Origin of the sequence: Chitinophaga caeni, assembly GCF_002557795.1 — a bacterium.
In the GTDB taxonomy this organism is placed as follows: Bacteria; Bacteroidota; Bacteroidia; order Chitinophagales; family Chitinophagaceae; genus Chitinophaga; species Chitinophaga caeni.
On sequence record NZ_CP023777.1, the window covers coordinates 4,411,126 to 4,425,105 of the forward strand.

13 protein-coding genes are annotated in these 13,980 nt (G+C 41.8%); 6 read left to right on the forward strand and 7 right to left on the reverse strand.

The genetic code is table 11. The features are described from left to right. Positions 1–54: 54 nt before the first annotated feature. From COR50_RS18545 to COR50_RS18560, 4 genes are read left to right on the forward strand one after another with little or no spacing between them, the layout of a single operon-like run. Complete coding sequence (locus COR50_RS18545) at positions 55–933, forward strand: nucleoside phosphorylase (protein WP_098195374.1); 879 nt, start codon at positions 55–57, stop codon at positions 931–933. Positions 934–986: 53 nt separating this feature from the next. Continuing rightward, positions 987–1,766, forward strand: coding sequence for a diaminopimelate epimerase (gene dapF / locus COR50_RS18550; protein WP_098195375.1), 780 nt, complete (start codon positions 987–989; stop codon positions 1,764–1,766). 55 nt (positions 1,767–1,821) lie between these two features. Further along, a complete protein-coding gene (locus tag COR50_RS18555) occupies positions 1,822–2,760 on the forward strand; it encodes a magnesium transporter CorA family protein (protein WP_098195376.1) in 939 nt (312 codons plus the stop codon). A gap of 39 nt (positions 2,761–2,799) precedes the next feature. Next, positions 2,800–3,249: an NUDIX domain-containing protein gene (locus COR50_RS18560; RefSeq protein WP_098195377.1), complete on the forward strand. Its 450-nt coding sequence runs from the start codon at positions 2,800–2,802 to the stop codon at positions 3,247–3,249. 607 nt (positions 3,250–3,856) lie between these two features. Here the strand turns inward: COR50_RS18560 and COR50_RS18570 are convergent. Further along, positions 3,857–4,639 carry a queuosine precursor transporter gene (locus tag COR50_RS18570; RefSeq protein ID WP_098195379.1) on the reverse strand — a complete coding sequence of 261 codons (783 nt, stop codon included), beginning with the start codon at positions 4,637–4,639 and terminating at the stop codon, positions 3,857–3,859. Then, entirely contained in the window at positions 4,639–4,917 is a 279-nt protein-coding gene (locus COR50_RS18575; RefSeq protein WP_098195380.1) for a hypothetical protein, read from the reverse strand. The genes COR50_RS18570 and COR50_RS18575 overlap by 1 nt, the downstream gene beginning before the upstream one ends. Before the next feature lie 62 nt (positions 4,918–4,979). Between COR50_RS18575 and COR50_RS18580 the strand changes: the two genes are divergently transcribed. After that, complete coding sequence (locus COR50_RS18580; protein WP_157760990.1) at positions 4,980–7,499, forward strand: YfhO family protein; 2,520 nt, start codon at positions 4,980–4,982, stop codon at positions 7,497–7,499. A 28-nt stretch (positions 7,500–7,527) separates the two neighbouring features. Here the strand turns inward: COR50_RS18580 and COR50_RS18585 are convergent, their stop codons facing one another. From COR50_RS18585 to COR50_RS18595, 3 genes are read right to left on the reverse strand one after another with little or no spacing between them, the layout of a single operon-like run. Then, positions 7,528–8,442, reverse strand: coding sequence for a glycosyltransferase family 2 protein (locus COR50_RS18585; protein ID WP_098195382.1), 915 nt, complete (start codon positions 8,440–8,442; stop codon positions 7,528–7,530). Beyond that, positions 8,439–9,644: a glycosyltransferase family 4 protein gene (locus COR50_RS18590; protein ID WP_098195383.1), complete on the reverse strand. Its 1,206-nt coding sequence runs from the start codon at positions 9,642–9,644 to the stop codon at positions 8,439–8,441. The genes COR50_RS18585 and COR50_RS18590 overlap by 4 nt, the downstream gene beginning before the upstream one ends. Further along, positions 9,619–10,479 carry a glycosyltransferase family 2 protein gene (locus COR50_RS18595; protein ID WP_098195384.1) on the reverse strand — a complete coding sequence of 287 codons (861 nt, stop codon included), beginning with the start codon at positions 10,477–10,479 and terminating at the stop codon, positions 9,619–9,621. Before COR50_RS18595 ends, COR50_RS18590 begins: the two co-directional genes overlap by 26 nt. Positions 10,480–10,618: 139 nt before the next feature. On the opposite strand from COR50_RS18595, the gene COR50_RS18600 reads away from it, so the two are divergent. Then, positions 10,619–12,121 (forward strand): oligosaccharide flippase family protein, encoded by a 1,503-nt coding sequence (locus COR50_RS18600; protein ID WP_098195385.1) that lies wholly within the window; start codon positions 10,619–10,621, stop codon positions 12,119–12,121. A gap of 2 nt (positions 12,122–12,123) precedes the next feature. On the opposite strand, the gene COR50_RS18605 is transcribed toward COR50_RS18600, so the two are convergent. Beyond that, positions 12,124–13,062, reverse strand: coding sequence for a glycosyltransferase family 2 protein (locus COR50_RS18605; RefSeq protein WP_098195386.1), 939 nt, complete (start codon positions 13,060–13,062; stop codon positions 12,124–12,126). 11 nt (positions 13,063–13,073) lie between these two features. Beyond that, entirely contained in the window at positions 13,074–13,727 is a 654-nt protein-coding gene (locus COR50_RS18610; protein ID WP_098195387.1) for a C40 family peptidase, read from the reverse strand. Positions 13,728–13,980: the final 253 nt, after the last annotated feature.

Sequence of the window (13,980 nt, forward strand, 5' to 3'; positions counted from 1 at the left end):
TTTCATTTTATATTTAAAAAATAAAAATAATTATAAATCGATAACCTATTGATTATGGATAGAATAGCTGAATCTGAACTCATTCTCAACAGCCGTGGCGCTATTTATCATCTCGACCTCAAACCGGGCGAATTAGCGGATACGGTTATCACCGTGGGCGACCCCGATCGCGTCGCGAATGTCAGCAAACATTTCGATAAACTGGAAGGTAAATTCCAACACCGCGAGTTCGTTACCCATACCGGTTACGTGGGCGACAAAAGAATCTCGGTTGTGTCTACCGGTATAGGAACTGATAATATTGATATCGTGCTGAACGAGCTGGATGCCTTGGTGAATATCGATTTTGATAGTCGCACCATCAAGCAAGCATTACAGTCTTTAAAAATTATCAGGTTGGGTACAGCAGGCGCTTTGCAGGCTGATATCCCGGTGGATGAATGCGTCGTTTCCGCTTTCGGCCTGGGTTTAGATAACTTGTTACCGTTTTACAGCTTGGAAAACTCCGCAACGGAACAACAGGTATTGGCTGATTTTAAGCTCCAGGTACCGTTGAAAGACGGCACTGCCAATCCTTATATTGCCGGTGCCAATACCGGTTTGCAAAACCATTTTAAAAATGGGTTTCACCAAGGTATTACCGTGACTTGCCCGGGATTTTATGGCCCGCAAGGCAGGATTTTACGCGGGGCGCTCTCCCATCCTGAGCTGATCGACCAACTGACGGGTTTCCAATCCGGGGAACACCGCATCACCAATTTCGAGATGGAAACAGCCGGGATTTATGGCCTGGGTAAAGTACTGGGACACCAGTGCTTGTCCATCAGCGCTATCGTGGCTAACAGGGTCAGTAAACAATTCAGTAAAGACGGGGCAGCAGCCGTAGAACAATTGATTCAAAAAGCGTTGACTGTCATCGAAAAAATAAATTAAAGTTGCAGTCTATACAATTTGTTGACTAATTTTGCAGCGTTAAACATTGATACATGCAATTACATTTCCATAAATATCAAGGTACGGGCAACGATTTTGTAATCATTGATAACAGGCAAGGAATTTATAACGAACTCTCCCAGCCTACCGTTGAAAAGCTCTGCGACCGCAGGTTCGGCATCGGTGGCGATGGTTTGATGCTATTGAACGGGAGCAAGGATTACGATTTCGAGATGATCTATTACAATGCCGATGGCCGGCCGGGTAGTATGTGTGGAAATGGCGGCAGGTGCTTATCCGCCTTCGCAAAAAAATTGGGCATCCAACAAAATGCAGCTAAATTTATTGCCAGCGATGGGCCCCATGAAGTTGTATATGCCGAGAATGGCTGGGTGCAATTAAAGATGCAGGATGTCGACTACGTGGAAATTGGGCCGGGTTATTTCTTCCTGGATACCGGTTCACCGCATTTCGTACGTTATGTAACCGGGATAGAAGAGATGGATGTTTATACAGAAGGCAGCAATATCCGCTACAACGAGCGTTTCGCAGAAGAGGGAACCAATGTGAATTTCGTACAGGAAACAGATAACGGCATTTTCGTGAGAACTTACGAAAGAGGTGTTGAAGATGAAACCTATTCTTGCGGTACCGGTGTTACTGCCGCATCGCTCACCTTCGCGAAGGGCGCCCCGGGAGCATATACCGTCCCGGTACAAACCCTCGGCGGCCCGCTTGAAGTGCGTTTTACGAAGGTGGATGATCGAACTTACAATAATATCTGGCTTTGTGGCCCAGCAGAATGGGTTTTCGAAGGTGATATTAAAATATAATTAATTATTTGGCCTAATATCAATCCTGCATTGATTTAACTACCTTTGCGCCCGGATGATTCAATTTTTCAAAAATATCGATGCTGCCACGGTAGAAATCAATAGCCCCGAGCATGACGCCTGGGTGAACGTGGCGCCGCCGCTCAAACAATCAGAGTTTGAGCAACTCTCGGAAGAGCTGGATATACCGCTCGACTTCTTGACGGACTCCCTCGATATTGATGAACGCTCGCGTTTCGAATTGGAAGACAATGTAAAACTCATTGTCATAAAAACTCCTACAGAAAATAATTCGATCAACGAAAGTGATGCTTATTACATCACCATCCCGATCGTGATCATCCTTACCCACAACCAGATCGTGACGGTCAACTCCTTTGACAATGCGGCTATCAAGAAATTTTTGAACACTTTCCATAACCGTCATCCCGAGAAAAGGAACATGATGGTCTTGAAGATATTCGAGAAAGTCACGGTGAATTTCCTCGATTACCTCAAGGAAATCAACCAAAGGCGCAATGCCCTGGAACAAAAATTATATGATAGCAACAGGAACGAGGAACTTTTATACCTGATGCAGATACAGAAAAGCCTGGTATATTTCGTTACCGCCTTACGTAGTAATGAATTGCTATTGATGAAGTTGGAAAGGACGAACTTCCTGGGTTTAAATGAAGATGAGAAAGAGTTCCTGAACGACTTGATCGTAGATACATCCCAAGCCTTGGAAATGGCCAACGTGTACACCAATATCCTCAGTAGTACCATGGATGCATTCGCCAGCATCATCTCCAACAACTTGAACCAGGTGATGAAAAGGTTGACATCCATCACGATCGTACTTTCGTTCCCGATGTTGGTAGCTAGTATTTACGGTATGAACGTACATATTCCTTACGCGGAAGTGCCGCATGCCTTCTATGTGCCGGTCATTTTATCGATCGTGATATCGGTTTTGATGAGTTGGTATTTCATGAAGAAAAAATGGTTTTAAATTCATTCCCCTATCCATTCATTTATCAATTAACAGAAAATGGCTTGTTTCAACGTAAGGGTTTACGGCATCATGATTAACGAGCAAAAACAAGTGCTGGTGAGTGATGAATTTATCCGCGGCGGTTATTATACCAAGTTTCCCGGCGGCGGGTTAGAATTTGGCGAAGGCACCTTGGAATGCATCGTCCGTGAATGGCAAGAGGAATTAGCACAAGAAATAAAGGTAGTTGAACATATTTACACAACAGATTTCTTCCAAATATCCGCATTTGACAATACCTCCCAGATTTTGTCCATCTATTATTTAGTAAAACCCACTTCTGCATTTACCGCTCCTATTATTGCCAACCCGTTTGACTTTGAAATACCCGAAGGCATCGAGGAAGTAGAAGGTGTAAGATGGATCGAATGGAATGATTTTTCATCGGAAGCGGTTACTTTACCTATTGATAAAGTGGTTGCCGATTTGGTAAAGGAAAGGTATTAGCATAATATTCGAAAGGTAAATTTGCTGGTTCGAGCCTCCAAGCCATTGGTGTTCCAAACCCGGTTTTTCATGTTTAGCCCTTCAAATTTTATCTAGAATAATCCAACCGGAAACCTCGCTAGTTCGAGCTTCCATGCTCGGACTGCCTTTTGGAAAAGCGTTCAACTGGTAGCGCATCGTGTTCGACAGCATTAGAAAGCCATCAAATGGTCGTGTATGCTGCAAAGCGTACGTATTTTTTCGTTTTCGATACAATTTTAAATGTCCTGAACTGGGCCTGGGTCCGAGCTTGGAAGCTCGAACCAGCAGTTTTTTTTGGGGCAATGGGTTTTCAAAATTTATCTTGGAAATATGCTGAAACCTTCGCTAGTTCGAGCTTCCAAGCTCGGACTCCACTGTAGAACAACATTCAATAGATAGAAAATCGCGTTCGCCAGCATTAGAAATCCAACAATTGACTGTTTAGGATATAAAGAGTACGTGTCATTTCGTTCTCAATACAATTTTAAGTGCAGTGCGTAGATCCGGGCTTGGAAGTCCGAACCAGCAAAAATATCAATATGCAGAAACATGTATCTGCATAGCAGTTCAGTACCAAACTGAACATCTACTCCCCGGGTTTCCCCATAGCGGCCCGCTTCATGGCCATTGCTTTTTCAGGTCCCAGGTATTTCACTATCCTATGTTCCACGAAATAAATTACCGGCGTCATGATTAAAGCCATGAAAAATTTATACGTATAATTCACCACGCAAATGGCTAATACCGTTTGCCATGACCATCCCCTACCGATCTTAAAAGCGATGAACAACACGATAAAACTATCAACCAATTGTGATATTACCGTAGAACCCGTAGCCCTTAACCAAACATATTTCTCGCCCGTCACTTTCTTGATTTTATGGAACACGGTAACATCCACGATCTGGCTCACCAGGAAAGCTACCAGGCTACCGAATATAATCCACATCCCTTGCCCGAAAATAAATGAGAATGAACTTTGTAAATTCGGTACGGAAGGATCTTCGCTACTGGTGATCCACCAATCGGCCGGTGGCGTTGATATAGCGAGGTAAAACATCAAGAAGGCATAGCTGATTAATGCTACAGCGATATAAGAAATTCTTCTTACAGCCTTGGGCCCATAAAATTCATTCACAATATCTGTCATTACAAATTCCAGGGGCCATAATAATACGCCACAAGTGAGATTGAAAGAAAGGTTAGATTCCCCGAAGATGGTGAAAGTATGAACTTTTAGGCCCAGCATTTTTTCCAGCGAGAAAATTTTGCCCCCGATAGCTTCAGCAATTAAAGCATTGGCAACAAAAAAACAAGCGAAGAAGATAAAGAGCTTGGTTGCTTTATCATTAACAATCTTATGTATCATTAGACAATTCCCAGTTGAAGGATCAATATTATACAATTAAAAATAAATAAAATCGGGTGTGCCTCCTTCCAGATCAGCCGTTTACGGAGCAATAGCGCTAGGAACCACAAGATAGCCAGGATATTTAAGGGGGCGGCAATGATTAAACCCATTATAACGGCATGTTTTGACAGGTAAGACATGTCCCCCGACTGTTCATGCATCCTCAACATCCAGCTCACCAGGTAACATAAATTACAGATAAAACACACTTTAATAATAAATCTAATGCCTCCCATATTGAAATTTCGGATAAATTACAGTTATTTTTGTTTCTTTAAAACTAAATCAAAAATACCCGATGATGATGAATTGGCAAAAGAACATATTACCACATGTGTATGCCATCCTAATTTTCGTAGCAGTTGCGTTCCTATTTTGTAGCCCTGTCATCGAAGGAATGGAGTTAAGACAGAGCGATAATATCCAGTGGAAAGCCGGATCACATGAAGCCAGGGCTTACAAAGACAGTACCGGGATTCAACCGCTTTGGACCAATAGCATGTTTGGCGGTATGCCAACTTATCAAATTTTTATGGAAGGAACGAACTATATGTACTGGGTTCACCTTGCCATCTCTCTCGGGTTACCCAAACCTGTTAATATCCTCTTCCTAGCAATGCTGGGTTTTTATATCCTGCTGAGCGTCATGCGATTTAGGCGATGGATCAATATCGCGGGGGCCATCGCTTTCGGCTTATCGACTTCGAGCATTATCTTGATTGCTACCGGGCACGATAGTAAAGTATTGTGCATGGTTTATATGGCGCCGTTCTTGGCGGGCTTATTACTCACTTACCGTGGTAAATATTTTATCGGTACCATGGTCAGTTGCCTTTTCCTAGCATTATTGATAACCAACAATCACTACCAGGTACTCTATTATTCGCTGTTGATAGCCGGCGCTTTCGGTGTTTCCGAACTGGTACTTGCCATCAAGCAAAAAACGGTGCCGAATTTTGTGAAGGCAACCTTGTTAAGTATCGTGGCCACCGTTTTAGCAATTCTACCATCAACCGTAAATCTTTGGACGACTTCCGAGTACGCCAAATACAGCATCCGTGGAGGACAAAGTGAGCTTACCTTGAAAGAGGAAGCCGGGCAAGTAGCGCAAAACAACAAAACTAAAAACGGGCTGGATAAAGATTATGCATTTCAATGGAGCCAGGATGCTGTTGAAACCTTTACTTTCTTAGTACCGAATTTATACGGCGGAAGTTCCAACGAAAATATTGGTGATAATTCTGAAACTTATAAAACCCTTACGGGGGTTGGCGTACCAAGAGCGCAAGCTGAACAAATTAGCGCCAACTTCCCCTTATATTGGGGACCATTACCCTTTACCGAGGGTCCCATTTATATTGGTGCAGCAATAATGTTTTTATTTGTCTTATCCCTATTCGTGATCAAGAGTCCGAAGAAATGGTGGATGGTGATAATGATCGTGGTGGGTGTTTTGCTGGCATTAGGTAAAAATTTCGCTATATTAAATAACTTCTTATTCGATTACCTTCCCTATTATAATAAATTCAGGGCGCCCACACAAGCCTTGATGATACCGCAAATATTGATCCCGGTGATGGCTTGTTGGGCATTAAATAATATCGTTAGCGGCAAGGTAGAAAAAGCGCAATTCATCAAGCAATTGAAGTTGAGCCTTTACATCGTCGGTGGCTTATGCCTGCTGTTCATCTTGTCCAGCTATATGGGAATCTTTAGCTTTACCAACGATCACGACAGCCTGAAAATGCAATACCAACAAGCATTTGGCAGCAACCCGGGCGTTTACCAACAGGCTATCAGCGCCATGGAAGCCGACAGGGCATCTGCTTTAAGAACGGATGCATTACGTTCGTTAATCATCGTCCTGATTGCCTGGGGCGTAATCATGTATTGGAATAGTGGTAAGCTCAAATCATCCAACATACTGGTGCTGCTTTTAGGTATTCTAATTGGTGCCGACTTGTTCCTCGTGGATAAAAGATATTTAAACAGCGACAACTTCGTAACGGCATCGGAATACAATAATATCTTCACGATGCGACCCGTAGATGAAGCGATCTTGAAAGATCCCGATCCTTATTACAGGGTCATGGACTTCTCGGTAGATGCCTTCCAGAACGCGGTACCGTCTTATTATCATAAATTTATCGGTGGATACCATGCGGTAAAACTGTCGATTTATCAAGATTTGATCGAGAACCAGCTCAGCAAGAATAATATACAGGCATACAATATGCTGAATACCAAGTATTTTATCATACCGGGCCAGCAAGGGGGTCTTACCTACCAAAGAAACCCGGATGCCTTGGGTAATGCCTGGTTCGTAAACGGCGTGGAATGGGCAGATAATGCCAATGCCGAAATGCAGGCATTAACGACTTTCAATCCTAGGGATACCGTCGTGATCGATAAAAGATTCAACACCGCTTTACAGGGATATAATTTCGGGAAAGATAGTAGCAGCCAAATCCGCTTAACGAAATATGGACTGAACGAGTTACAATATCAAAGTAATAATAGTCAACCCGGCTTCGCGGTATTCTCCGAAATCTATTACCCTGCTGGTTGGGAACTTTACATAGATGGTAAAGCTTCAGAAATTGTGAGGGTAAACTATGCGCTACGCGGCGCGAAGATCCCGACAGGCAAACATGATATCGTGATGAAATTTGAACCGAAGTCTTATTATGTAGGTAATAAATTATCGAAATTCTCTTCGATCATTATCTTGTTAGGATTACTCGGTGGATTGATTTACGAGATATTTATAAGTAAGAAAAAAGAAAACGGGCCGGAAAATGATCCAGCCCGTTCATAAAATATTTAGTTGCGAGGTTATTAAAATTTCAATACGATAGCCTCGCACCGATTTTTTTGAGATACGCCAGCGTTTCCTTCGATAAACGTTGGCGTTTTTCTTTAAACGGTAATTGGAATATTACCCTCCAACCCTTAATCCACAATGGGAAATGCCAGTTCGTTTTCCTGATAAATTCTAATGACCACATAACAGTAGTACTGATAAAATACCGAACCGGTAAATAGCGGAAAGCTACCTTCGATTTATTCACCCAAAACATAAACATTTTTTCTGCATGGGGCGCTCTTCCCAAGGGGGATTCGTTATGCATCACCACGACTTCCGAGGTAAATGCAATTTTATACCCGGCATCTAAAATCCGGTAACTAAGATCGTATTCTTCCATGCCGTAGAAGAAATCATCCGGATAATCGCCGGCCTTTTCATATACCTCTTTCAATATAGCGTGACCGCAACCGGTAAAGTAAGACGTTTCAAAAAAAGTATCGTCCTTATGTTTTTTATAATCCTTATGCGGGAATAAATTCTTTTGAACTTCCAAGGTACTGGCATACAAAACTTTAAAACATACAGCCCCTAAAGCGCGCTGCGGATCTTGGTGCTCTTTAAATACGCCGACCGCCTTCTTCAACGCATCCTTATCCCTGAAATAAGCATCATCGTCGATCGAAATCAAAATAGGCGCCTGCGCGATACTGATGGCCAGGTTACGGCCCCGTGCCACGCCCAGGTTTTCCGGGGAATCGACATAACGGTAATTCAGGTTCCTTTCATTTACATACGCGACGACCTGGTCGTAATCAGCATTAGAAGCATTATTGATAATGATTACCTCGTGAATAAGTTCTGCTGCATCTTCTTGTGCCGCTATGTTTTTTAATAACAGCAACACATCGTTCGGGCGGTTGTAGGTGATTATTAGGATGCTAATCGGTTTCAAGGTAGTTCTCTTATATGATTGATTAAATCTTTATATGCTTGGTGGAAAGTGTCCATACCGAAATGCTGGTAGGCATACTCCCTGTTTTTAGAAGCGATTAATTTTAATTGTTGCGGATCAGCGTTCCATTCCAATACCTGTCGCGCAGTTTCAGCAATAATCCTTTCGATATCATGAACGGTATCTAACTGCAAACCGTAACTCATTTTTTGATAATGATAAGGCATTATACCCACCGGGCTAGCGATAATAGCCATCGCGTAAGCCATGCCTTCCATAAATACAAGCGGGCCGCTTTCCCTCGAAGAAGGGATGATCAGCACATTACAGCTCCTGTATATTTCTTCTACTTGCTTGGGGTCACCGATGCTTCCCAACAATTTCACATGCTTATGCAAAGATAAGGGGATTGCATCTTTTACATCTCCCATGAATAAAAATTCAATACCAGGTTCTGAACGATGTACCCTTTCCGCTACCTGGGCAACGATAGTAGGCCGCTTTTCGGCGGTACCGCGCCCGACATATAATATTTTTATGGGACTATGAATATTTTGCAGTTCCCGCATCGCGGGTAAATGAATAGCCAACCCGATCACGATAAACCTTTCTTCCAAGGATTTAGGCAACCCGAATTTCCTATAAACAGCCAGATTCATATCCCTTTCCCGTTGGCTGACTGTAATAGACCTCTTATAAAACTGCAAGAATGGCAAACGGATATAGGAGAAATTGCAGAAATTGTGGAGCAACTCCACCTGGGGAATACCTTTATTGATCCAACGGGAGATCTTGTAACCGAAATTGGATTGCCCGTTAAAAACAGTAGGAGGAATTGATTGCTTATTGATGTAAGCGCTGATGAGTCCCCTGTAAATAAAACTTAAGTAATATTTCTTCTTATTATCGGCAAACGGAGCGATATTTCTAATCGTAATATTGGGAGCTTGGAACAGGTGCAACAAAGCCTCGTCTTGCGAATGCTTCGTAAAAAAGATAATAATCCTCTTCCCGGGAAATTGCTGAACGATCTCCGCATTGACCTTTTCAGCCCCGCCAACATGATAGAAAGGGAAAAAGAAGAACAAATCATACTCATCTTCCAAGGGTTTTCGCGCGGCCATCCTACGCCCCCACCAAATGAAGGGAAACATGCCGATATCCTCGATGAATCTTTTAATTAGTAGCAGGATGTAGAGCATGTTTCCAACGTTGTTTTAAATTTTTAGCTAAAGCCATTACCGCATCAGGTAATGAACAAAGCATTACCTGAAACTCGAACCAACCGAATTTGCGGGCTTTCCATTGCAAGTTTAAAAAGTTCCATTTTGATAAGAACCGGGCGGTAAAATAATTCCACTTTTTTAAATTCACCTTCGTTACTGATGATTGATGGATTCTATATTTTAAGCATACGGCAGGTAATTTTCCCAATACATAACCGGCGGATAGCACCCTTAACCACATGATATGATCCTCATGATCATATTTACTGAAGGTATATTGTAATTTAATAAACACTTCTGATTTACCCATCAAGGTAGGATGCGAAATACAATTTTGGTAAATCATACGCCTCCTTATCTGTGACGGGGTAATTATCTTCCTATCTAACTCCCAATAGCCGCAATCGGCTCCATGTTCGTTAAAAAATTCAGACCATGTTGCTAAAACATCAATTTCGGGATGCTGTTCCAAATATGCTACCTGCATTTCAAAACGCTTGGGAAGGCAAACGTCATCGCCGTCTAACCTGGCAATGAATTTCCCTCGGACTTTCGAAAGACCGAGATTCAAACTATTTACAAAACCTTTATTTGCCGGTATATTATCTACCCGGATGAAACGTTCATCCTTGGCAACGTACCGGTCAATTATTTCCGGCGTGGCGTCTTTGGAGTTATCGTTTACCAAGATCACCTCAAAGTTTTTCATTGTTTGTCCTATAAGGCTTTCCAATGTTTCTTCAAGGTAAATAGCCGCATTATAGACTGCAATGACCACGGAAACAAGTGGTTCGGTACCTGTAAACATCATTTTTTAATTAATCAGGAGCCAATCTAAGTAAATTGGCATTCATATAATAATATTCAATGGCTACAAAAATATTCATTTTCTCATTTACGGAAATTTTATTCATTTTTGTAGCTGCCAATGCAGGCCGGCAAGCAACAGTATGGGAACAATCAGGAAACAAGGCATACAAACGACCATCATTACATATATTGGATTTGCCATAGGTGCGATCAATATGGTATTATTTGCCCGCCTGATGGACCCGGCTCTTTTCGGGTTAACGCGGCTCCTGATTTCTATCGGCTTGCTTTACTTAGCTTTCTCTTCATTAGGCTCGATTACGCTTATTAACAAATTTTATCCTTATTACAGGGACCATCTCGCACCCGACAAACGTGATTTATTCGGGATTGTTATCCTCCTTTGCATAACGGGCTTCATAATCGTTTCGGGTATCACACTAGGACTAAAAAGCCCTATTACTGAATATTACAGATCAACGAACGGAGGTGCGCTTTTCAGCGATTATTACTATATAATTTACCCTTATTCATTCTTTTTCATAATATTCTCAATTTTAGAAGTATTTAGTTACAACCAGTACAAGAGCGTCTTACCAATCTTCTTAAAAGAGGTCTTCGTAAGGCTATTGACCACTTTGCTTATTATCCTGTTCTTTTTATATTTCTTAAATACAACCGGCTTTATAGTAAGTTATTCCCTGGTTTATGCGGCTGCATCTTTCGTTTTAATATGGTACCTGATCAGGCTCGGTTTATTCAAGTTTAGTTTTAAAATTTCCAATCTTACAAAGCGCCTGTCTGACAAGCTGATAGGATTCACTTCTTTAATTTACGGAGGCAATGTATTTACAGTCGTGTCTCAAAATGTTGACACCATTGTTATTTCCTACCTGAGAGATTTGAAAACCACCGGGATTTTCGAGTTCAATACTTATATCAGCAATATCATCATGATTCCTCAAAAAAGTATCGTGGCGATTTCTATACCCGTATTGGCCCAAGCTTGGAAAGATAAAGACCTCGCAAAAATTCACCGGATTTATTCCCGGTCATCGCTTGTATTATTAACTTACGCTATATTAATTTTCGGGGTCATTTGGCTTAATTTGGAGAATGTGTTCCAGGTACTTAAAATCCCGGATGCCTACCTGGAAGGGAAATCACTGGTACTCATGTTAGGCCTCATGCGGATCATGGATCTTGGCACCGGGGTAAGTTCCCAGATCATCGGTACATCCAACCATTGGAAATTCGAGTTCGGCACCAACCTCATCTTGGTATCGTTGGCAATACCGCTCAATTACTTCATGATCTATCATTTCGGTATGCTCGGTTCGGGTATTGCCCAATTATTTTCCTTAACCGTATTCAACGCGATCCGCTTCACATTTTTATATAAACGCTACAAGTTGCAGCCATTCAGCATGAAAACAGTTTATACCATACTGGTCGGACTGGGCGCTTATTATATTGCATATTTCATCCCGCTGGAAAATGCTTTCGCGGCTATCGTAATCAAATCAATCACTTTTGCCGGAATTTTCATCGGTTGTAACCTGTTGTTTAAATTATCTGAAGATGTAGAAGAATCCTACAAGAAAGGCATTAATATCCTTCAAAAGATATTGAAAAGAAAATAAGTTTATTTACTGAACAGGTATCCCAAAAACATCAAGGGCCGCGAAAACCAGCCTATTTTCAATAATTTTAATGGGAGTTTATACTGGAATTGCGCCATCTGCACTAGCCGCTTATCGATAGATTCACCGGGCGCTATCTTGTGCAGATCGGCCTTACCACGTACTTTATAGTTGCGCAACATCCTCCAGTAATAGCTATAAAAGGGCAATTGTTTCAATACAGCATCATCGAACTTATTAAGCAGTAAAATATACTCCTTTATCACGACGGTTGCATCGCCTTCTACCATATGCGTGACCTGGCCTTCATGTAATCCTACCTTCACACCGTATCCATCCACGAAAACAAAATTGGTACTATTCGTCAATATCCGCATATAAAACTCTACATCCACCAACCACTTGAATTTCGCATCATAAAAATACCCCATGTGATTCTTGAATATAGTGGCACTCGGTACCCCGATAAAGTTTCCTAATATTAACCGCTCGGGCCGATGGTGTCTTAGAAATTGTATTTGTTCCGGCTTGAGCACCCTTTTCTCTTCCTTTCCATCCGGAAATACATTAATACAGCGGGTAAAACCCATTTCTGCATCGGGATTCGCTTCCATTAACCGGTAAAACTTTGACAGCAGGTCGGGATCCGCGATCCGGTCATCGCGGTGCAGCAGGTAAACGTACTTGCCCTTGGCCAAAGCAATAGCTGCATTCCAGTTGGCCGGCGGCCCCAGGGGCTTATCGTTATGTATATAAACCAGGGGAAAATCTACCTGGTACGACTTTACCAATTCGTAGATCTCATCACCGGGCGAATCATCCGTAATGATGATCTCAATATCTTTAAAATGCTGCTGTAACACGGAATCCAAGCATTGCTTAGTTAATTCCGGGGCTTTATAGGCAGGGATACAAATCGAGATTCCTGGGGGAGTGTGCATGAGCCGGGCTTTTAACTTTTTTTAATCCTTCCTGCACCTGCATAATACCGTTTCCAATACGTTTCATTTAAATCGCTGATCATTACTCCCGAGCTTGATGAAGCATGAACGAAGCGATCGTTCCGTAAATATACGCCTACGTGGGAGATTCTTCTATGGTGAATTTTAAAGAACACCAAGTCTCCCGGTTTTAGATTTTTCTTCTGCACCCGGGCCGATTTAGCATATAATTGGACAGAGTTTCCGATAAGTGACAAATTGAAAACCGAGGCCATCATAGTATTTACGAAATTTGAGCAATCTATCCCCTGTTTGGAATTTCCCCCGAAACGGTACGGCGTACCATACCAATCATCGATAAACCCGAACAGCTTTTCATTAACGACTTCCTCCACCGGTAAATCTAATAATTGCGCATATTTAAATTGCCAGGATTTAGCCTCTTCAATATCGCTCACGCCAGCAGGAATACTTTTTATACTACTATTTATATCAGGATCATTATTCTTAGTTGTTGAAGAAACATGATGTATCGGTATTTTTTTTGCTATTTGCGGCTGCTCCTGTTGCCTTGACTTTGCCGTTTTGTTAAAAGTACCACAAGCACTAAACAACAAAGCACACAAAGCTCCTATAAAAACATGTAATCCGGTCTTGAATGTCATACTTGGGTTAGTTATGCGTTTGCAAAATAAATATTACACCCTTTGTTACAAAATAAAATTGGAAAATATGCCCTTACTTAAAACCTTCAAGCCTAGGAGATCCCCGGGCTCTTTGCATAGGAAAAGTGTTTACCCATTTGGCTTTGCGCGGTTTTTCAATTATAATCCATTGTTACATAAGTCATTACAAGAACGACAAACTTGTGGATAAATTATGCTGTATCAAATTTTTTTTCTGCCGGATGAATCGTTC